The organism is Actinomyces timonensis DSM 23838, from assembly GCF_000295095.1.
Taxonomy (GTDB): domain Bacteria; phylum Actinomycetota; class Actinomycetes; order Actinomycetales; family Actinomycetaceae; genus Actinomyces; species Actinomyces timonensis.
The window spans coordinates 483590-503900 of sequence record NZ_JH806634.1; the positions used below are offsets into that span (position 1 = coordinate 483590).

12 protein-coding genes and 1 pseudogene are annotated in these 20311 nt (G+C 65.4%); 4 read left to right on the top strand and 9 right to left on the bottom strand.

Annotation, left to right across the window (positions count from 1 at the left end):
• The 5 genes and pseudogenes from A1QA_RS0112500 to A1QA_RS16630 all read right to left on the bottom strand — a co-directional run.
• Window positions 1–603, bottom strand: a complete 603-nt coding sequence (locus A1QA_RS0112500; protein WP_017179246.1) for an RloB family protein — start codon at window positions 601–603, stop codon at window positions 1–3.
• Between the two features lie 3 nt (window positions 604–606).
• Window positions 607–1923 carry an AAA family ATPase gene (locus A1QA_RS0112505; RefSeq protein WP_017179247.1) on the bottom strand — a complete coding sequence of 439 codons (1317 nt, stop codon included), beginning with the start codon at window positions 1921–1923 and terminating at the stop codon, window positions 607–609.
• 369 nt (window positions 1924–2292) lie between these two features.
• On the bottom strand, window positions 2293–4785 hold the full coding sequence (locus tag A1QA_RS0112515) for a 3'-5' exonuclease (RefSeq protein WP_017179249.1): 2493 nt from the start codon (window positions 4783–4785) through the stop codon (window positions 2293–2295).
• A gap of 1 nt (window position 4786) precedes the next feature.
• A complete protein-coding gene (locus A1QA_RS16615; RefSeq protein ID WP_244266168.1) occupies window positions 4787–7918 on the bottom strand; it encodes a DUF1998 domain-containing protein in 3132 nt (1043 codons plus the stop codon).
• A gap of 2639 nt (window positions 7919–10557) precedes the next feature.
• A pseudogene (locus A1QA_RS16630) lies at window positions 10558–11262 on the bottom strand (DEAD/DEAH box helicase); the annotation flags it as partial.
• Between the two features lie 430 nt (window positions 11263–11692).
• Between A1QA_RS16630 and A1QA_RS0112525 the strand changes: the two are divergent.
• The gene (locus tag A1QA_RS0112525; protein ID WP_017179250.1) at window positions 11693–11944 is read left to right on the top strand and encodes a hypothetical protein; all 252 of its coding nucleotides are present in this window, start codon (window positions 11693–11695) and stop codon (window positions 11942–11944) included.
• A 102-nt stretch (window positions 11945–12046) separates the two neighbouring features.
• Here the strand turns inward: A1QA_RS0112525 and A1QA_RS16360 are convergent, their stop codons facing one another.
• Window positions 12047–12217, bottom strand: a complete 171-nt coding sequence (locus tag A1QA_RS16360; RefSeq protein ID WP_167320665.1) for an antitoxin VbhA family protein — start codon at window positions 12215–12217, stop codon at window positions 12047–12049.
• Between the two features lie 901 nt (window positions 12218–13118).
• Here A1QA_RS16360 and A1QA_RS0112535 point away from each other — a divergent pair.
• From A1QA_RS0112535 to A1QA_RS0112545, 3 genes are all read left to right on the top strand, one after another.
• Window positions 13119–14558 (top strand): PIN domain-containing protein, encoded by a 1440-nt coding sequence (locus tag A1QA_RS0112535; protein WP_017179252.1) that lies wholly within the window; start codon window positions 13119–13121, stop codon window positions 14556–14558.
• On the top strand, window positions 14531–14956 hold the full coding sequence (locus A1QA_RS0112540) for an ASCH domain-containing protein (RefSeq protein ID WP_017179253.1): 426 nt from the start codon (window positions 14531–14533) through the stop codon (window positions 14954–14956). The genes A1QA_RS0112535 and A1QA_RS0112540 overlap by 28 nt, the downstream gene beginning before the upstream one ends.
• A gap of 377 nt (window positions 14957–15333) precedes the next feature.
• Window positions 15334–16653, top strand: coding sequence for a hypothetical protein (locus A1QA_RS0112545; protein ID WP_154652410.1), 1320 nt, complete (start codon window positions 15334–15336; stop codon window positions 16651–16653).
• Window positions 16654–16973: 320 nt separating this feature from the next.
• Here the strand turns inward: A1QA_RS0112545 and A1QA_RS15620 are convergent, their stop codons facing one another.
• The 3 genes from A1QA_RS15620 to A1QA_RS15630 all read right to left on the bottom strand — a co-directional run bounded on the left by A1QA_RS15620 (window position 16974) and on the right by A1QA_RS15630 (window position 20280).
• A complete protein-coding gene (locus tag A1QA_RS15620; protein WP_082181253.1) occupies window positions 16974–17888 on the bottom strand; it encodes a hypothetical protein in 915 nt (304 codons plus the stop codon).
• Window positions 17889–18836: 948 nt separating this feature from the next.
• Window positions 18837–19745 (bottom strand): DUF4231 domain-containing protein, encoded by a 909-nt coding sequence (locus tag A1QA_RS15625; RefSeq protein WP_082181254.1) that lies wholly within the window; start codon window positions 19743–19745, stop codon window positions 18837–18839.
• Complete coding sequence (locus tag A1QA_RS15630) at window positions 19738–20280, bottom strand: TIR domain-containing protein (RefSeq protein WP_082181255.1); 543 nt, start codon at window positions 20278–20280, stop codon at window positions 19738–19740. Before A1QA_RS15630 ends, A1QA_RS15625 begins: the two co-directional genes overlap by 8 nt.
• Window positions 20281–20311: the final 31 nt, after the last annotated feature.

The following is a 20311-nucleotide window of genomic DNA, read 5'->3' on the forward strand; positions in this document are numbered from 1 at the left end:
TCAGTCTCCCATTATGCCGAGACGACGGAGAAGATGAGGCAGCGCTGTTGAGGGATTGGGTCCCTGGGTATTGATGTTGGGCATTGGGTCGCCGACGACGAGGCATCGTTGTTCGGCTTCCTTGCTCCGGTCGAAGGGGAAGTCCTTAGGCAGCCCCTTGGCGTGACGTCTGTCCTGACCGGTCAGCCGACGGTAGTGGCGTTGCGCGTCGGCCTGATCCTGATAACGACGGACCCGCTCATAGTGCGCATTGAGCCAGACCTCGAAGCATGGGGTCGAGATGACACCGAACACCTTGCTCGTCTTGACTGCGGCACAGTCCCTGAGGAAGCGTGTGCGGTCAGTCCCGTCATGGTCGACGACGATCCAGACCTCGTCGAAGTCCTTGAGTCCTCCGCGTTCGCCCTTGAGGTCCTTGAGGATCGTCTCGGGCTCCTTGCCGTCCTCGGGGCGTAAGGTGATCGCCAGTCCAGCGTCGCGGGGGACCTTGCGCTTGATGACTTCTAGGTACTCCTTCTCCGTTCTCGCTCCGTTCGTGATGATGAGGATAGTGGTCCGGGTCGGGCGGGAGTTTCTCCGGTTGCGCTGCAGCTTCCTGCCCATGGCTCAGCTCGTTGTCTGCGGGGAGCGGGCGATGTCGAGTGCTCCCATGACCTGTGAGAAGTCGACGTCCGGCAGTGCGCCGAATCGTCCGGTGAGGTAGCGCTTCTGCTCGTTGTTGCTGGCGCGAGTATCGAACTCCGCCAAGGAGAAGACCTCAGCGGATGCCCCACGCTTCTCGCAGAACCACACCTCACCGGGATCGAGCGCCTTGCCTGGAGTGTTGCCGAGGAGGGACGTGTCATGGGTGGAGAAGAGGAGCTGGGCGCCCGTGGTATTGATATCCGGATCCTTGAACATCCTCACCATTGCCGCGGCGAGCGTCGGGTGCAGGCTCGCATCGAGCTCGTCGACGATAAGGAGGTTGCCGCGAGCGATGGCGTTGACGGCAGGGCCGGCAGTGGTCAACCAGGTCAGTGTGCCGGTGCTCTGAGCGCCCAGACCAAGTTGGAAACTCGTGCCGTCATCATCCGAGTGAGTGAACACGAGTGAGCGGATGACGCTAGGTAGTGCGTCGTCGGGGATCTGAGCCGAGGAGTCGTCGCTACCGGCCGCCAGGAATGCGCGCATGCGTTCCAGGGCCTCGGGGGGAATCTGTTCCTCCTGGACTTGGACATCGGTGATGCCCAGATCCGCCATGTTGGCTAGCGCCTTGATGATGGCCCGCCAGCGCTCTGGGTTCTCGATCAAGCGGGAGATAATCCACTGGACCCATGTCTCGATGTTCTGGCCGCTGCGGTCGACGTAGGCAATGCTGCTGTTGGCTCTTAATCCCAGTGACACCGGGGCAAGTGTCTTGTGCTGGTAGCGTACGGCTACTGCGAGCAGGAGGTCCGTGGCGGTGACGAGCTGCTTGACAGCGGCGGTCGGGCCCGTGAGGCTCGGGCCGGACTTGACTTCGATGGGTGCGTCAGGGCTCTGCTGGGTGCGGTCGAACAGCAGGCGTGAGGTGCCCTTGGGGTAGGCGCGCAGGACCTCGGAGCGGATGCCCCACGGCATGGCCTCCACGGTGTAGTGGTAGCGGGTGTTCGCAGCCGTGAAGTTGACGTCATAGGTGGTGGGGAGGTCTGCACTCGCCTGCGCATGCGGTTCGTAGAGCATGTGGCCGGGGTTGGCAACGGCGTGTGCGAGCGTCTCGAGGGCATCGAGCAGGGTGGACTTGCCGGAGGCATTGGCTCCGTAGACGGCGGCGACACGGTAGGTCGAGCTCTCCCAGGTCTGCGGGGGTCTCGGCGTCTGCGTCTTGAGTGAGGGTGTGACGAACGACAGGCTTGCCTGGCCTGCGAAGGTTCGGAAGTTGGAGACGGCGATGTCGAGGAGCACGTAGCAAGACTAGCGAACATGCTCATCTACATCAAGATCTGGGAGAAAAAGTACGGATCAGGCGCCAAGATGAGTGACTGGTGTGGGCCCCTCCTGTCGGGGATGACGATCAAGACGACGTGTGTCTGCGCAACCTCGCCCTGGCGCGCGCACTCCGGGAGGTCGGGATCGTGGAGCACCGGGGGCGTGGCCGGCGAGGCGGCCTCGACGCGCCCTGGGCAACTGGGACAGGTCATAGCCGGCCTCGGCCTCGTCAGCCCAGGTCTGAATCTGCTCGTCGCTCACGATCCTGCCGTGAAGGAGGTGCTCACCCACACACATAGTGTGTACGAAATATCTTCGAGGTGCAGCGCGAAGAGCACGTCATCCCTACCCCGCAATCCCCTCCAGCAGTGGGCTGGCCTGCCCGCTCCAGGAGATGGCGAGCTGATCGCGGGCGCGAGTGGCGGCCACGTACAGCAGGGAGCGCTCGCGCAGGAGGGCGTCGGCATAGTCGGCATCCGAGTACTGCTGGTCGCGCAGCGCACGGGGGATCGAGGCCTCCGAGACGTCGAAGAGCAGAACCTTGCGGAACTCCAGGCCCTTGGCGCGGTGCATGGTCATCACCACTGGGCGTCCCCGGCCCATCGCATCCCTGTCCACCGGGCGCACGTCGACGCCCCGCTCAGCCAGGCCGGTGACAACCGCATCGCGCTGATAGCGGTCGCGCACGAGAACCGCGATGGTCTCCGCGCCCGCCTCGCGCTGCTCGCTGTCCTCCATGAGCCAACCGCGCAGCAACTGTGCCGCGAGGTCGAGCTCCTCGGCCCGGGACCCTGCGCGCAGCAGGAGCGGCTCGGGCCCGGATCGCGGTGAGACGTACCGGTGCTCCTCGGCGTGACCCTCCAGGTCCTCATACGACCCGGCGTCGAGGATCTCGAAAGCGGCGCGCAGGTTCTGGCGGGTCGTACGGTAATTGCGGGTCAGTCGCCGTGACCTGCCCCGGATATTGATCCCGTAGTGGCTCAGCGTGATCTTCTTCCCGTAGATCCGCTGGTGGGAGTCCTCGGCCAGGAAGAGATCGTCCGGCCCGGGCTCGACCAGTGCGCGCAGGAGCAGCAGGTGCGCCGGGGTGAGGTCCTGCGCCTCATCGACGAGCACATGATCGAAGGGCCGTGGCCTCTCCTTCTCCGCCTCGTCGTCGAGCCAGGCGGCGGCCAGGGCGAGCTGCTCGGCGAAGGAGGTGACGTCCAGTTCCGCGCTGCGGTCCCGGTAGCGCTCCATGACCGCCCACACCTCAGCGCGCTTGCGACGGTCAAGCGCCACGCCCCTGCCCGGACGGCGCACGCGCAGATACTGCTGGAGAGTCGTCACGTGCTGCGGCAGCACGACGAGCTCGTACTCGGAGGCGAGGAAGTCCGCCGACTGGAGGTCGGCGGGCAATCCCTCACCAGTCAATGCGAGAACGTCGCCCCATAGGTCGTTCCTGGCGTAAGCGAGGACTCGGGCGCGGCGCCGGCCCAGAACGCGCTCGGCGACCGGCGCGATGTTCTCCCCGGCCCGCTGGAGGATGGCCCGGGCCACCCTGTCCAGGCCGGAAACGAGCACACCCGGCTCACCGACCTTCTCCGCGAGGGCGAGGCCCGGGGCGAGCTGCGCCAGCTGACGGCTCAGGTCGTCAGCGAGGTTGCGCGTGTAAGTGGTCAGGAGGATGCGCGTCTCGCCCGCTCGTTGGCCGTCGTGCTCGCGCCCGGCATCGCGGGTGCGGGACAGACTCATTCCGGTCGCTCGCCCGGCCAGGGCGGCCGTCCGGTGCACGGTGACAACGGTCTTTCCCGTCCCCGCCCCGCCGGAGATCCGCATCGGGCCGTTGGAGCGCCGCTCCACCAGGTGGCGCTGCTGGGGGTGGAGGAAGAGCTGCCATTGCGCGAAGGTGAGGCCCTCGATGGCTCGGCGCAGGTCCTCATCGGTCTCCAGCCACGTGAAATCAGCGCGGGAGGCCCTGCGGCGCAGGCCCGCGATGACCTCAGCGTCGGTGGGCTCAGCGGTGACATCCTGCGGGTGGAGGAGTTCGAAGTCCTCACGCACGCCCTCGATGCTCGTCCCCGTGGCCAGTGCCAGCAGCGCCTCGCCCTGCCAGGAGGGGGAGGCGGTGGCGGCAAGGTCGAGCAGCTCGGACTCGCGGCTGGCGGCGAGCGCCGCGGCGGCGAGGCGGACGTCGATGCCCAACTCGTCGCGCAGGGACTCCACCGTCAGCCCATCCGGCCACACCGGACGATCGTCGCGCGTTGCCACGACGACGCCGGGCATCGCCGTCGTGGCCCCAAGTGCCGGTGCCCCACTCTCAGTCCCGGGCCGCACGGGGACGGAGAGCGCAGGGGGCGCGGAATCGGCCTCCATACGGCGGCGCGCCTCGGCATTGCCGGCTTCGAGGCGCGCGGCCTCGCGGGCGATCTCCTCGGCTTCCCGCCGGGCGGCCTCCAGTCGCCGGCGGGCGTCGCTCCGTGCCTGATCAACAGCATGATCGTCCTGGCCCGTGGCGTCACGGAGATCGGTGATCTGGGCGGCGCCGTTGTACGGGTTGATGCCGACCGTCACGGTCCTGGCGATCTCGATGGCCTCGTCATGCGGCCAGATCCCGTGGATGACGTAGACGGGCTCCCCGTCGCCATCGAGCTCGAAGAGCACGGCCCGGTAGAAATCGGTGACCCGAGCGGTGCGCACCCTGCGGTCCGCCGACTCCCGGATGGGCTCCACATGGAGACCTGCGCTCGTGGTCCCCGCGGAGAGCTTGGTGATGAAGGGGCCGATCTTCGAGCGCAGGGACGGATCCTTGTGAGTGGCGTCCTTGGCCTTGTTGCCGGGCCACACGATGGCGGGCATATCAGCGTCCTTCCAGAAGCGAGCGGATCTCGTCGGCGGTGACGGCAGCATCATGCCCCACCCTCACGACACGCCAATCGGCCGCGGTCAGGGCGGCGACCTCATCGTCGCGGGGATCGACGACGACGGCGACGCGCTTGTCCGGCCACGACAGATCAGTCATGACGCCGTCGGCCTCCTCCTGGCCCTCCCGCCCGAAGCGCACCCCGGCCTCGGCCAGGTGGGGCAGAAGGTCGAGGACCTGCGGAGCGGCGAGATCCCGGTCGACGCCGTCCCAGCCGAGAGCCGTCATCGCCGAGTCATCGGAACCCGGCCCGCCGGCGACGGCGGCGCGATCGTGCAGCTCCGTAAGGGCGAGGCTCGTCGTCGTGATCGTCACGGGGGCGCCGGAGAACGGAAGGACGTTGCTCAGTCGCAGCCAGCTCAGCCAGGCATCCCGGTGCTCGGGCGAGGCCAGCGCCTCCTCGGAGTCGTCGATGACCAGGGCCATACCGGTGGTGCTCGTGCCGCTCAGCTGGATGGCCAGGGCCAGATGCGGGCCGTGGAAGACCGATCCTGAGACTGTCGTCGTGGGGGCGAGCGGGGCGGGCAGGGCCTGGGTGGGCGCGAGCGCGTGGACCGCCTCCCACAGCGGATTCGCCTCGGAGCGCTCAGCAGGGGAGTACCGGAGCGTGGCGTCGCCGAAGAAGGCGGCGTGCCCGGCGGTGCCATGGATGAGTGGCACCCCGACCGAGGCGGCGAGGGCGGACAGCGCAGTGGACCAGGCGCGAAAGCCACTGTCATCATCGCGCAGCATGGTGGCCAGCAGCGCCATGGGTCCACCGCGCCAGACCTCGATCGCCTCATCGGTGATGGCCGCGGTGCCGGCTGCGACCAGGTGGCCGTTCTTAAAGGCAGTAGCCGTCTCTTCGCCGAGCCACTGCGGGTTCCACGCGCCGTCGAGGTCCTCCTTGGCCACGGAGATGACGCGGTATCCGTGGGCGCGCAGGTCGGCGCGCTTGGCGGCGTCGTCGGCGAGGCGATTGTGCCGGCGGCTCGCGTGATATCTCAGACCGTCGGTGTAGATGGCGATGGGGGCGCGCCCGCTGACGTGCAGCGCGGTGAAGTCGGGACGAGTGCGTCCCACGTCGAGCTGAGGCCGCAGCCGCCAGCGACCGCCGTCGAGCTCGAGAGCGGGCGCCCCGGAGGCATCGCCGATGACTCGCACGCTCATCCGGGCCGAGAGCAGCTCCTTGAGCGCGGTGCGGAAGCGCGCCTCCAGGGGGCTCTCGCCGGAGCCGGCGCGCACGGGCTCTTCGGTCACTGTCCAGCGGGGCGTGGCCGGGTCGAGGTCCGCAGCGGGCTCGTCCGCCTCCAGGCCGAGGATGAGGCGCAGGGCGTGCAGCGCGGAGGCGCGGGAGACCTCCTCAGGGGCGCCGCGCATCGGGTAGGGCTGGAGGCAGCGGTGGCACATGTCCTTGCCCTCGGCCGCGCAGGGGCAGGTCTCCAGGCGCTGGGCGGCACGCGTCAACAGGGCCCAGATGACGGCGGGATCCTCGAAATCGGTGAGGTAACCAGTGCCTCCGGGGACGAGGTCGTGCAGGAGCAGGGCCAGGCGGGTCTCCCCGGGGGAGCCGTGGGGCACGGGGTAGGGCACGGAGATCACGCCCAGGTGGTCGGGGGCGCCGCCGGTGGCGATCTCCAGCCCGAGCATGAGGGCACTGGCCAGGGAGGCGGCCCCGATCGGGTCGGAGGCGAACTCCTGGGGAAGGATGAGAGCGAGGGCCTCGGTGACGAGGTCGCGCATGAGATCGATCTGGATGACGTGTTCGCGCGGGTCGCTGCGGTGCTCGCACCAGGCGCGGTGCTCCCTGGCCGAGGAGGTCCCGGTGCTGGAGTCGAGCTTGCCGCAGGCCTCGCACAGGCGGAAGCCGCGGGCGCGCACTGGTTCCCCACCGATCTGGTCGACGGTCTGACCGGGGAGGGTCCGGCCCGTGTTGAGCCAGCGCAGGCTCAGTCCCCGGAAACGGCTGAGGCCGAATCCGGTGGCGCCCACGCTCCACTGCCGCTGGGCGCGAGTGGGGTCGAGGTCGGCCAGGGGGAGGACCTCGAAGCGCGTGGACTCCCGCTCGTCGCGAGCGTCGCCGATCCGGGCGTCGTCCTTGGCGACGTCGGCGAACACGCGGGTCAGGCGCAGGACGCGGCGCGCCCGACCGACGTCGGCGATCCCGGTGTCCCCGCAGCGCGGGCACCGCCCCGGGGCGGCCGGCGGACCCTCCTGAGGCTCGTGGGTCTCGACGTAACCGCAGCGCTCGCAGGTCAGCCACCATTGGGCCTGCGCGGCCAGGCCGGCGGAGTCCACCCCGTCGATGCGCATCTCCATGCCGTGGGTGTAGAAGGCGGCGCCGGGGGCGAGCTCGCGCAGGGCATGGGTGGAGGCGCGGTCGAGGTCGTAGGGCTCGGTGGTGAACTCGTCAGTCTCCGGGTCGCGCCAAGACACGCGGGCGGACAGCCGGACGCTGTCGTCGATGAGGGCGTAGTTGGGCAGGACCCCGTGGCGCTCCAGGGCGGCGATCCAGGGCTCGTTCTCCAGGCTGATGAGTCGGGCATTGATGGCCTTGCGGGCACTATCAGCGGCCCGCCAGGCGCGCTCGTCCTCCTCGGTGGCATTGGGGCGATCTCTGGCGGCGATGAGCTCGGGCAGGGCCGCCTCGATCTGCTCGTGCTGGTGCCGGAGCTGCTCCGCCTCAGCGCGGTGCTCCCCGGCGGCCTGCTCGAGCATGAGGCGGGGGCCGGCCCCGCCGTCGCCGGATGCCCAGGCGGTCAACCGCTTCAGGGCCGGGGCCCGATCGGCGAAGGTCGCGGTGAAAGCTGCGGCGAGGAGGGCGCCGTCGCGGGCGATCCGCTCGATGACGGCGGTGAGGAAGGTGCCCTGACCGCGTGTGTCGAAGACGGTTCGGGCCGTGGCCCGGCCCCTGCCGCCACCGGGGACGGCGGGGTGGCCCTCACGGGTGAGGGTGTCGATGACGTAGGCGAGGAACTGGCGGCGCAGGATCTCCTCGGCGCCCAGGTAGGTGGATGGCGGGGCGACGGCGCCGTCGAGCAGGTGGGCGGGGTCCTCCAGGAGGCGGATCTGGTTGGGGCGCCCGGGCACGTAGGCCAGGGCGAGGGCGGAGCCGGAGCGGCGGCCGGCGCGACCGACCCGCTGCACATAGGAGGCGACCGTGCTCGGCAGCGAGCCGAGCATGACGGTGGACAGGTCCCCGATGTCGATGCCCATCTCCAGGGTGGGGGTGGCGACGAGGACGTTGGGTCTCCGGGCTGCTGGATGGGGCGCTTGAACCCTTGCTCGACGGCGGCCCGCTCGTCGGCATCGAGCAGGGATGTGTGCTCGTGGGCGTCCACCCGCCGCACGTGCGAGGCCTCGTACATGCTGCGGTAGAAACTGTCTGCGGGGTGCCGGGTGGCGACCAGGTGCCCGGGGCAGCGGGCGACCATGCAGGGGGCGGCGTCGAGCTGTCCGACGGTGGCGCGCGCGGCGGGCAGCTGACTGCGGCAGGTGTCGCAGACGAGGAGCAGCTCATCCGTGCTGTCGGTCGGCAGCGGGGTGACAAGGATCCGGTCGGCGGGGATGCCGTAGACGGTGCCGCCGGAGGCGGTGGGGGTGGTGGACAGGACGCCGGCCTCGGCGAGGCGGGCGAGCAGTGCGGCGGCGAGGCGCGCCGAGTGGGAGCCAGTGACGCTCAGGCACGCGCGGGCCCAGGCGGCGTACCAGGACTTCGGGGAGACGACCGGTGTGAAAGCCGAGTAGCGAGTATTGATATTCCCCTTGACCTGCGGGAAGGAGGGCGCGGAGCGCCCAGCCGGGAAGGCGGGCTGCCCCTGGTTGCGGCGTCGTTTGTACCAGATCCACAGGCGCTTGCCGTCCTCCTCCTTGTATCGCGTCAGCCACTCGTGGTCGATGGCGCCGTCGCGGCGCATGCGCTCCACCGTCCCGCGCACCCAGGCGAGCAGGTCGGCGTCGGTGAGGGTGCTCAGGCCGGGCAGGGCATCGGGGGCGCCGTCCTCACCGAGAGCCGCTCGGGCGATCCGGATCAGGTCCGCGGGCCGGCCGGCGTCCACGTGGACGGTCAGGGATCCGGTGGCCTCCAGGGTGCGGCCGTAAGTGGACTGGAGGCCCACCTCCAGGGCGATGTCGAACAGGAGCCGACGGCGCACGTACTCGGCGGCTCGCCGGCGCTTACTGGTGGTGGCATCGGGGTCCCAGTAGGGCTTGAACCGCGGGTGCTCGGCGAGGGCGGCGGGGACCAGGCGGTAACGGTCGAAGGCGTCGTTCGCCGCGTCGTCGAGGGTGGCGTCGGCCCAGTCGGACAGGGTCGTCTCGGCGTTGAGGGCGCCGCGCAGTGCGGAGCGCAGGCTCATCGTGTGGGAGCGCTGGTCGACGAAGCCGGCCCGGTGGGCGGCGTCCTGGACGGAGTCGGTGAAGATGAGGGCGCGCTTGTCGGCGTCGTCGAGGGCGTCGTCGCCGAAGAGGGTGGTGAGGCTGACGGACAGGAGGGTGGCGACGGCGGAGCCGAGGAAGCGGATGGAGTCCGTGGCCCCGCAGGAGGGGCAGACGTCGTGGGTGGTGTCGTCGGCGATGGCGCGCTCGTCGCCGGTGAGGACGAGGACGGGCAGGTAGCGGCCCTCGCGGGCCTCCAGGGAGCCCTCCTCGGGGGCGCGGGTGAGCAGCTCGCGGTCGGCGACGGAGTACCAGCGCAGCCCGGGGTGGTGGCGGGCCGGATCCGGCTCACCGGCCTCGAGGCGGCGGTGGTAGTCGGCCTCCTCCCCGGGGGCGGCGAGCAGCGCGCGGAATCGGGTGTCGCCGGTGAGTCGGTCGCGGCGCACCTCGCTCTGGTCGACCTTCTCCCCCTGTCCGGTGGGGGCGAGGCTGATGCCCCATCCGGATCGGCCGCAGGAGCGGCAGTACAGGGCGGGCCGAGCCGGGACGGTCTGCGCGATGTGCTGGTCGGTGGTGTCGGACCAGCGGAAGGCGGGGCGGGCATCGAGGAGGCGGTCCACGCGGGTGACCTCGCGGATCCACAGGGTGACCTCGACGCCGACGGCGCTGCGGTCAGGGGCGCCGTCGAGACCCGCTCGGATGGTGGAGAGCGCGGCGAGGAGGACGGCCAGGGCCTGGCGGCTGACGGCGGGGTCGGTCAGCTGGGCGGGGGAGAGGAGAGAGGCGGCGAGCCCGGCCAGGGGCGTGGCCCGGTCGGCGAGGCGGATGAGCTCGACGACGTCGGGGTGGGCCTGGATGGCGTGGGCGAGGTCGGGGGCGGTGAGGCCTGCAATACGGTCGGCGGGCCGGCCGTTCTGCGGCCGGTAGAGGACGGCGGCGACGTCGGCGAGGAGCCGCTCGGGGGCGGTGACGGGGTGGCGGGCGAGGCCGGCCAGGTGGGTGAGGTCAGTGGGGGAGAGTGCGGTGAGACGGCGGGCTGTGAGGCCGAGGGACGCGGTGGCCGCCTGGTGGGGCTCGGCCCATGCATCGAGGCCGGCGCGGGTCTCGGTGATGACGGCCTCCGTGGGCAGGTCGGCGCCGAAGACGTCGCGGGCGAAGGTGAGCATGCGGGTGGGGTCGCCGCCGTCGCCGAGGGTGGCGGAGGTGGCCACGGGGCACAGGGGGCCGAGCGGGGAGCGGGCGTAGTCGGCCTGGCGGGGGTCGTCGTCGGCCAGGTGGGCGTGCAGGGTGAGGCCGAGGCGGCGCAGGAGCATGGCGACGTCGGTGCCCTGGGCGCCGTCGTAGGTGTGGAACTCGTCGAGGACGAGGTAGGTGAGGGATGAGGCGGAGGCGCTCCACAGCTCGCGGTCCTGTGGGCGCAGGAGGAGCTGGTCGAGCATCTTGTAGTTGGTGAGGAGGATGTCCGGCGGGTTGTCGCGGATGGCGTAGCGGTCGGTGATGAGGGAGGCGGGGGTGACGCGCGCGGTGGGGGTCTCGGAGGCGTCACCGGTGTAGAGGGCGGCGCGGATGCCCGCCAAGGCGGGGTCGGAGGTGAGGAGGCGGGCGAGGCGACCGGCCTGGTCGGAGGCCAGGGCGTTCATGGGGTAGAGGATGAGGGCCTTGAGTCCGGTGACGCCCTCGGCCCGGGCGCGCAGGACGTGGTCGAGGACGGGGTGGAGGAAGGCCTCGGTCTTGCCGGAGCCGGTGCCGGTGGTGATGAGGGTGGGCTGGGGGCGGTGGCCGTTCTTGGTGGTGAGGCGCTGGTAGGCCTGTTCCTGGTGGTGGTAGGGGGTGAGGTCGGGGTCCCAGTCGAGGGCGTTGGAGCGGGCGCTCGCGGGCACGTAGGGCAGGCGGAGGCGGACGAAGGGGCCGACGAAGACGCCGTCCTGCTCGTCGACGAGGAAGTCGGTGAGGGCGCGCCGGGGCTCGGCGTCCGTCAGCGCGAAGGTCGTCGACAGGTAGTCGACGACGGCGGCGCGGATGCGCTCGGCCTGGAGGCTGGGGAGCAGGAGGGGCATGGTGCTGAGGTGGGGTGCGGAGGAGGCCGGGCGAAGAAGGGCGGTGGTTGGTGGGTGGGCTTGTGGCCCTGAGGTGAGGCTAGCGCAGTGGAAGGACGCTTGGGCTGAGCCTGAAGAGAAGGATGCCCAACGTGGGGAATAGGCTGCCTCATTTGTGTCGCACCGTGGTCACGAGCCTTGACCAGACCTCACACCGGTAACTATAGTTACCGGTGTGGGGTACTTGAAGAGCGCATGGAAGCACGGTCTCGTGCGCGAAGATGTCGACCACACTCTGAGTAATCCCGTAATTGTCCATTATTTCGATGGGCATGTCATCGTCATAGGATCCACAAGATCTGGTCGCCTCATTGAGGTTGGCGTCAATGATGATGATTTCGTCTTTCATGCCATGCCCGCACGCGAGAAGTTCTTGAGGAGGAAGTGAACGATGAGGACAACTGAGGAGATGCTCGACGAGATTGAAAATGCCAATGGTGGAGAAGGACCGGATCCTCTGGCTACGGTCGACGATCCCGCTCTCGCTCGGATCGCAGTCGCGCAGATCCGGGTCCGTGCCGCTGAGCGCGCGCTCGACGACGCGGTTATGGTCGCACGTGAGGCTGGCCTGTCGTGGCAGGCAATTGGCGACGTGCTCGGCATGACTCGCCAGGGTGCCAACAAGCGCTTCCATGCGGCGTGAGGGTTTACGTGTACCGCCATGCTATTGAGGGCAACCTTCCGCTGTGAGCCGACCTTGTTTCGCAGCAGGCCCGTCTCGGGATCGAGATATGGGTCGACGAACTCAGTCGAGGCCATAGCGGGCGCGGGCCACAAACTCGTCAGAGTCGATGCGACCGGCGATGTACTCGCGGGCGTCCTGGCGGCCGGCTTCCGTCACTGTCAGGCCCTCCATCTCAACGCTGTGGATTGCCTCGACTACGCGCAGGTCCCGCTCGGCCTCGGTCGTCGCAATGGTGCAATATCAGTGGCCACGGGACACTCCTCCCCCTCGACGTTAGTGTATTAAAGCGAATTGCCTGAAAACAGCCCAGGGAGAGCTTCGGATCATTGATTTATCCCCACCGAACGCCCGAAGAACTGTTTGTAATTCGGGAGGGCGGTGGGTACTGGCCGCGTCCGGCGCTTGTTGACCATGTGGGGATGCGGAAGTGTTCGAGGCAGGTTCGGGCCTTGGCGGCCCACCCGGTGAGTGCTGCGGTGCTCTGTTCGCGGGCGGCTTCGACAAGCTTGGCCAGCATCTGCTTGTCGATGCGGAAGGGGAAGGCGTGGTGTGGCCGTAGCGGACACCGCCGCACACCCACTGGATGAGCTCGAGCTCCTTAAGGTCGGTGAGGCGCCAGCGAGTTCAGCACATCCTGCAGCCAGCGCCCCTGGCAATCTACTCGATGGCGGTGGGTCCTTGGGTGGAGCAGCCAGGGAGTCGGGCTGCCAGGCCCTGGAGGGATGTATGTAATCCTTTCCGGGGTCCGCCGGCCAGAGGGGGAGACCTCCGCCGTTCGAGAGTGCTCGGCAGGAGGTGGAGGGGCCAACGTGCGGTGGCAGTTCGGGGAGTGCGTCCGGCTCGGCTCATACCCGCAGTAGTGAACGACACCGGCGTCTCGGTGACATGCCCGACGAGCTGAGCGGGGTGCGACTGCTGCGGACGGTGTCATCGGATCACAATTGGGTTACTGTTCGCCCGTGAGGGCGCCAGTGGCGATGGTGTGGAGCCGAATGATGTGACCACGGGGTAGCCTGGGTTTACCGGCTTCGTGTGACAGCCTCGGTAGGTACTCGTGGGTCCTGCCAGCCAGGAATGACCACTAAGTGGAACGGGGGGTGACAAGGTGGGTCGTGACCCAAAGAAGACCGTAGTGCTCGACACCAACGTTTTCATCCACGCGCAGGACTACGCTCAGCGGGATCATGAGGCTGGTGAGGTCGCGGCCGAGGTGCTTCAGGCAATCGGCGAGCTGGGATACACGCCGGTAATCGCGCAGGGCACGCTCGACGAACTCGCCCGCAGCGGGGAGTTCAGGGACGCCCGGACGCGTGAGGCCGAACGCTACGCACGACTTGTTCCCGGACCGCCCGGGGACCTGCGGCAGCGTGCGGGCTACGGTGAGGTCCCGGGGGTGAACGACGAGTGTGACCTGCGCATCCTCGCCGCGCTCGACCAAGGGCTCGCTGCATGGCTGATCACTAACGACAAGAGGATGATCGGGCACGCCACGCAGGCGGGCTTGACCCACGTGCTAGATGCACGACAGTTCCTAGAGTTCCTGGATCCGGCTCGCCACCCGCTGGAGCCTCCGCCGCAGGTCGAGACGGTACCACCGGCTAGGGTGAACATCGGCTCGCCGTTCTTCTCTTCCTTGGTCGGCTCCTACCCCGAGTTCGGTGACTGGTGGACGGGCAAGGTCATACCTCAGGGGCGGGCCACCTTAGTGGTCGGAGATCCTGAGGACCCCCTAGCATTGGCTGTCCTGAAGGAGGAAGACGTCGATTACGGTCTGCCTTCGGATACTACTAAAATATGTACCTTTAAGGTCTCAGGTGATGCCCGTGGTCAGCGCTATGGAGAACTCCTCCTCAAGGCTGCTTTCCAGTGCATCCGCGCTGTCCCCTCCAGCACCGCCTTCCTGGAGGTCACCGAGGGGAACGAACTGGTCGAGTGGCTCGAACGATTCGGCTTCGAGGTACTGCCTGGACGGAGGGCCGCCAATGGCGACCTGGTCATGGTCAAGCACCTCACCGCTGGTGGGCGCCGTCGAGGTATTGACCCCTGGACCTACCACAAAACCTACGGGCCTGGCGCCCTACGGGTCGGGAAGGCCTTCCTGGTGCCCATCAGGCCAGGGTGGCATGAGCGCCTGTTCCCAAGCCCGGAGGCGGTGCAGCCCTCGTTGCTCGCCGAGTTCACGGAACCCTGCGGGAACGCCATCACAAAAGTATATATCTCCCGCACCCGTAGCCGGCAACCAAGCAGAGGAGACGTACTCGTGTTCGTCGAGTCCCAGACCGGGTGGCGCGTCTCCAACCTCGGGGTCGTCGAGGAGGTTCTCGTCTCACAGGACCCGATCGAGGTGCTCCGGTTCGCTGGCAGCCGCACGGTCTACACGCCCCAGGAGGTCAACTCCCTGTGCTCCAAGGGGGAGGTCCACGTGATGAAGTTCAGACACGACAGGACCCTCACGGAGCCGTGGAAACCTGGAACGCCCGGCTATGATGCCCTAGTGAGTCGACCACCACAGTCGGTCACGGCCGTGCGGAAGGAGGGCCTGGAGTGGCTCAGGCAGCAGGTGGGCGGGTAGCGCTCATGTCGATACATCCTCGGTACGCTCGCGCGATTCTTGAGGGGCACAAGACTGTAGAGTTTCGCAAGCGCCCCCTCGCCAAGGATGTCACCCACGTCGTCATCTATTCCACTGTGCCGGACCGGGCGGTTGTCGGATATTTCACTGTCCGGGCGCAACAGACTCGGACACCTTCCGAACTGTGGAAAGAGTTCCACGAGTGGGGGGTGATCGGTGAGGCTGATTTCTTTTCCTACTACGCTGGCAGGGACCGGGCGGTCGGTATTGAGGTTGGGACGGTGACCCGGCTGCGTGCCCCGCTGTCGCTGACCGGTGACCTGGGCCTCGTGCAGCCGCCGCAGAGTTTTCAATACCTGAGTGATGTTGGGTTCGCAAAAGTACTGGCTGCAGCCTGAAAGCTATCGCAGGAACTTCCGTCCACTCCGAACGTGCCCGGGTGACTCGGTTACTGGGGTATTGCTTGTCCGGTAGACGATGATGGATTCCGCGTGACTGTGATCCGTTAGCACAGGTAGCGTGACATGCGCGGTCTTTGGTGCGTGACCTTGGTAACGTCGGCGGTTCGGGGTGCTCGTGCTATGTCAAGAGCCACGTCAGTCGGTTTAGAACCTTGGATGCAGGACCTGACGACCTGAGGTATATTTGGCGAGGCGGGGCGACGGTTTGGCCGAGGTTCCGGGCGATAGCGGAAGACTATCCGTTGCACCCAGGTGCCTGTTGACAGGCGTCTGTTGTGTTGTCATCGTCCGTCAATCTTTTCGGGAGGGGTGCCATGGCGATAGAATCAGGTTCCTCAGCACACTGTGAGATAGTTAAGGGGGATGTGGCGTGTGCGACTGACCAGGGCGATGACGCTGTCGAGGTGGTTGCTGCAGTGGACGCGTCTGGTGGTCTGGTCGAGCAGGACGGTGAGCTCTACTGGGGGCTCGCCCGGCATGATGATGACTACAGGCTCCTGTTCGGGGATGCGAGACAGGCTCTCGCGCTTCTGCCCGAGCTGGGGGGCGTGGTGGCCTCGCTCTTCCCTGAGACCGTCCTGGCCGTCGATGTCCCCTCGTCCCTTCAGCAGCAGCTTGACAGTGGGGAGCTCGCCTTTCAGGTGACTCGCTCAGGTGAGAACCTCGCGCACCTGGTGGACCGGAGCGGGCGGATGCGCCACGTCCTGAAGCTCGACACGCGACGCCTCACCCCGGAGGCGTCGCAGGCGTGGAGCAACCTGCGAGCCAGGGCTGTGCAGCTGGAGACCATGAGGGGGCTGCGTGATCTCGAGGATGAGGTCGCAGCGCTTCGTGCTGGGCTCCAGGACGACCGCCTTGCTCTGGTAGACAGCGCCTGGTCGCTGATCGAGCAGGCGCGCACCGTCTCGGACGGCAAGTACCGGAAGGACCTGCTTTGCCAGGCCCTGGATAAGGCTGTTGAGGCGCGCGATAAGCTCGCACGCTCCATCGACCGTGACCTGTCCGACCTCGCGAAGCAACGAGAGCACGGAGTAGTGCAGCGATTGGTCGAAGAGGTAGCGACCCCGCTTCGGTCGAAGAGGTCGTTGACCGAGGTGAACGCGGAGCGTGCCGAGCAGGTCGTGCGCTCTGTTGCGGTGATGGAGAGCGCGACCCGGGCGGTAGCCCTGGTGCACATGCATCACGGTGAGCCCGACGCCGCGAGGACCGTGCTCGGCCAGTTCCAGGACATGCTCAGGCAGCGGCAACTGGACGACGACGCTGTCATCACGGCGATCAGCTCGTTCGCCCGCGAGGACCAGAAGCCGATCCTCGCGCAGGTCCTCTCGTCCCATGCCCGTGCGCTCGAGATCTGCGGGGCGGAGCCGGTGGCAGTGCACATGCTGCCTCCCGATGACGTTGATGTCGATGCATCCTGTGAGGAGGGGGTCACGAGCGCTCCCGTACCGACGTGCAGCCAGTGCGGCAGGGACATCGAGGCCGGTGCGACCATGTGCGCCTACCACCGAGGCAAGAAGCAGGAGGCCAACGTGAAGATCATGGGGGGAGTCGTTCTCGGGATGGGGACGCTAGCAACGTACAGGCCGAAGGCTCTGAAGGTAGATCCCAAGATCTTGAGGTTTCTTCGCCCATAGAGCCCCAGCGGCGATTTCATGCGGGCTCACCGCAGCAGGTGGACCCGCATACGTCGCACGCCATCCACGGCCAGCGAACGGAGGTTTTCTCACCGAGTTAGAGTGCGCGCCCGGCGCGATCGCTAGGATGCTGGAGGGAGGGCGCGTGTCTTACGGGGAGCACGCAGGGAGCGCGTCCAGGAGCGGATTCGAGGTATATCCCTAGTATTACCTGGAAGGCTCCGACTGACCCCGTCTATGACACACCCATCTTCCCGGACCACGTCAACGATTCCCGTCCGTCGATCCCTACCCCGGTAAGAAAGCCTCAATTTAAATAACTAGCTAATTCCGACGCTTGCCTGCGTATCGTGGCGAGTACCGTTGGTGTCGGTCCAAGTGACAATACAATCGGCCTGATTGGGTGAGCCTAGAGCCTGCAGGATGGGATAGCGCAAGACGGCGTCAGGCGCCATTCTGCTGATGAGATTATCCGACTTGAAAGCGAAATCGAATGCCCCGCTTGAGTCGCTCTCTCGATTGTCGGTATAGCGATATGATACGTCAGTAACTGGCTGTCCAGTGCGGTTTGTGAGCACCAAATAGACTCGTCGCTTATCCTTAATCCTTCCTTTGCTGTCGGTCTCGGAGTAGCGCTCAACTTCGACTGAAGGCCAGACCCCCAGAGACGGATCGTCTTCGGAAGTGCGAGAATCCGGTACCGCTCTCTCGCTGGGTGGTTCGTAATCTAGGGCGACGTTGTTCAGTGTATTATTGATGATTGACATCAAATCCTCGTTTGTCGCATATTCGCGATAGAAAGATCTGTCTTGAATCGAATGAAGATACCGATTTAGTGCCTCCATTTGCTGAGTCTCTTCTTTTGACCGGGGTGGAACGCTCGGTGTCATGTTCCTTAAGATAGCGACACGCTTGCCTTGGCTGTGTAGCAACTCGATTTCTTCAACTGTCCCAGACTGGCGTGTCTTCGTCGGCGTTCCCAGCCTGCTGGTGAAAACAACCAAACCCAAGTCTGACGATGCGACCAATTGCTCATTAATAATCGCCTGTGGCTCTCGTCCGTAAGCTGGACTTGTCCCTTCCTGCCAGTCGGTCGGCGAGAATAGTACTCCAAATCGCCGACTATAGTTTGTGTTCCACACACGGATGGTACTATTGATGAGATCTCGGTGTTGTGGGGGGAGGTCGCTAGGGCTGGAGAGCAGCAACTGAACGACCGTGGCTACATATGTCATGATCAGATACTACCACTGATGAGGTCAGGATCGTCTCTCAAAAGTGCTTCTCCGAGCTTCGGCGAAGGTGAGCGACACGCCGACATGAACATGACCGCAGTGGAAGACGTCGAAGCCCTCAGGAAGAGAAGCTACCAAGCACCCGTTCCGAAATATTTCTACGTTGCACGAGCCGGCAGAGCACGCAGTTGCGCGTTGCCGTTCTTGCCCCGGCTACTACTCCTGCTGGGATCTCCTCTCCAGCTTTGAAGGGCTGGATGTCACGGGTGCTGAGTTTGATCACGACGTTGGTCTGCTCACCGTCGTCGTTGAGTCGCCTCAGACGCCGATGAACTGCCCGACCTGTGGCGCGGTCACGAATATCCGCGGCCGCTGTGGCGCAGTGCTTGCAGGCCTCCCCTGATTCGACCAACCTGTATGGTTGGTGTGGTCTAAGCGGATCTGGAATTGCGATCGACCTGCCTGTGCGAAGAAAGTGGCTGCCGAGCAGAAAGCAGATTGCTCGGCCACAGGTATTGCTGCTCATGCGGCCGTGCTGGCGGGCGATCAACCAGATCTGTTGCGAGCGTAACTCAATATGTAAGATCGTCCGAGATATAGGTACGGGCAACCTGGAACACGGTGTCGTTCTCGAGCGAACCGCAACTGCAGGATATCGCCGACGATGAAACTCGGTTCGCCGACATGACGGAACTCGGCGTAGACAAGCACGAGTGGCACCACATGCGCGGGTTCCCATAGAAGATGGCGGTTGCGGTCTGAAGCGGCTGACCGCCTAAGCTGCTAACATCATCAACGTCATCAATCCACCAAAGCGACACAAGTCAGGCATGATGGACTTTTGTGCTGTTGAACACTTCGATCAAAGACTCGACCGGAGCATTGGGTCTTCCTTGCTCTGGTGAATCGATAGCCGCACGAGGTCCAGTAATATTCGGCGTAAGAAAACTATCCCCAGTTAGGTAGGTGGCCAGTTCGGGAGGCTAGCCATGTGGTATGTTCGCGGCTGATCGCTTCTTCGGCGTCTGCAACAAACAGTGGCCAGTCCTCCTCGCTCACAGTCTTCAGAACGGACTCTTGTGTACCAAGTTCATTCGCTGCAATGGAATATGCGGATGCAAGCGGAGAGAATTGTTTGACTGCAACCCACGCGACCCCTGCGGCTACGATGGCTGCTAGCAGTCCCGTGAGATCGATGTCCCAGCCGCCGAATACCTTACCGGTCGCCAATAGAATGGCTACGACTTCAAATGTCAGAAGAGTAAGTCTCCAAAAGAAAGATAGCCGTCGATTTTGGCGAGCTTTTGCTGCGTACCAATTCTTCTGGTCGATTGTTCTGCCAAGAAGGTACGCATCGCGCCTGTCGGTAAACTTGCGACGACGAAGATCTTTCATTTTTGAGGTAACGATAGCGTCGTCGGCATCGAATATAATTTGTTTAGAAACTTCTTGAGTGATACTTGAGATTCGCTGCCTAAGCAGGGTGGTTGCTTGAGCCTCCTTCATAGAAGAGGGGAATGGATCTGCGCCGACTGCGAATCTCCAAGAGAGTGTTTTCACGGACTCGGCGACGGCTCTTCCTTCGTACCAGACTTGTTCGCACCCTGTTTGCCAGGAGGCGATCTCGCAGATGAACGCCGCTAGAAAGCCGATGAGAATTGTCCAGGCAGAGACGTTAAGCTGTCCCACGTGCCAAGAGGTCGCTCCACCAAAGGCAGCTATAAGGCCTCCTCCTAGTTTGCCTCTAGTAAGCCAAAGAGTGAGCTGTTGTCCACGCTTCGATTCCTCATCGGCATTCTTCCATGTTCCCGGAAGGTCGGCGTCTGTGAGGGCCGCTGTGTAAAGAGGGTCAGGCATTGCGCCGCCGTAGCGCTCTGCTGTTGACGCGAAGGTGTGCCTTCACGATGCGGTCGGTGTATGCAATTTCGATAAGTCGGCCTAGGTCTGCTGGACTGGATGGGTATTTCCACCAACGTGCATACCCGGCGTCGCCATTCAAGTTGTCGGCAAGGCGGTCCGGGAGCCTCTTTCCCGAATAACTACTCGCCGACGGAAGAGTAATCGCAAGAAGGCCGCTGGCGGGTGACAGCTTTGTGTTTCTCAGCGAGGCGGCAATCTCCCAATCGACGAACTTGCGTCCCCATGTCTCCTTGCCGATCAGTACGATAGTTACGGTCGTGTCGCGCAGATACTTCTCGCGGATCCGTCGCATGATATAATCGTTGTCATTGCTATCGATGATGTCGCCGGACATACTCGCGCCAATACCTCTGGCGATGAGTATATCTTGATTGTGATCGAAAGTCTGAATGAATTGCTCAACCTCATGTTCGTCGGCATGGTGGTAGGAGATAAAGCACTTGTGGCGGGTGTTCTTTGCTAAAGTGGACATTAGATCTCCTATGATGTGGTCTCGTAGGCGT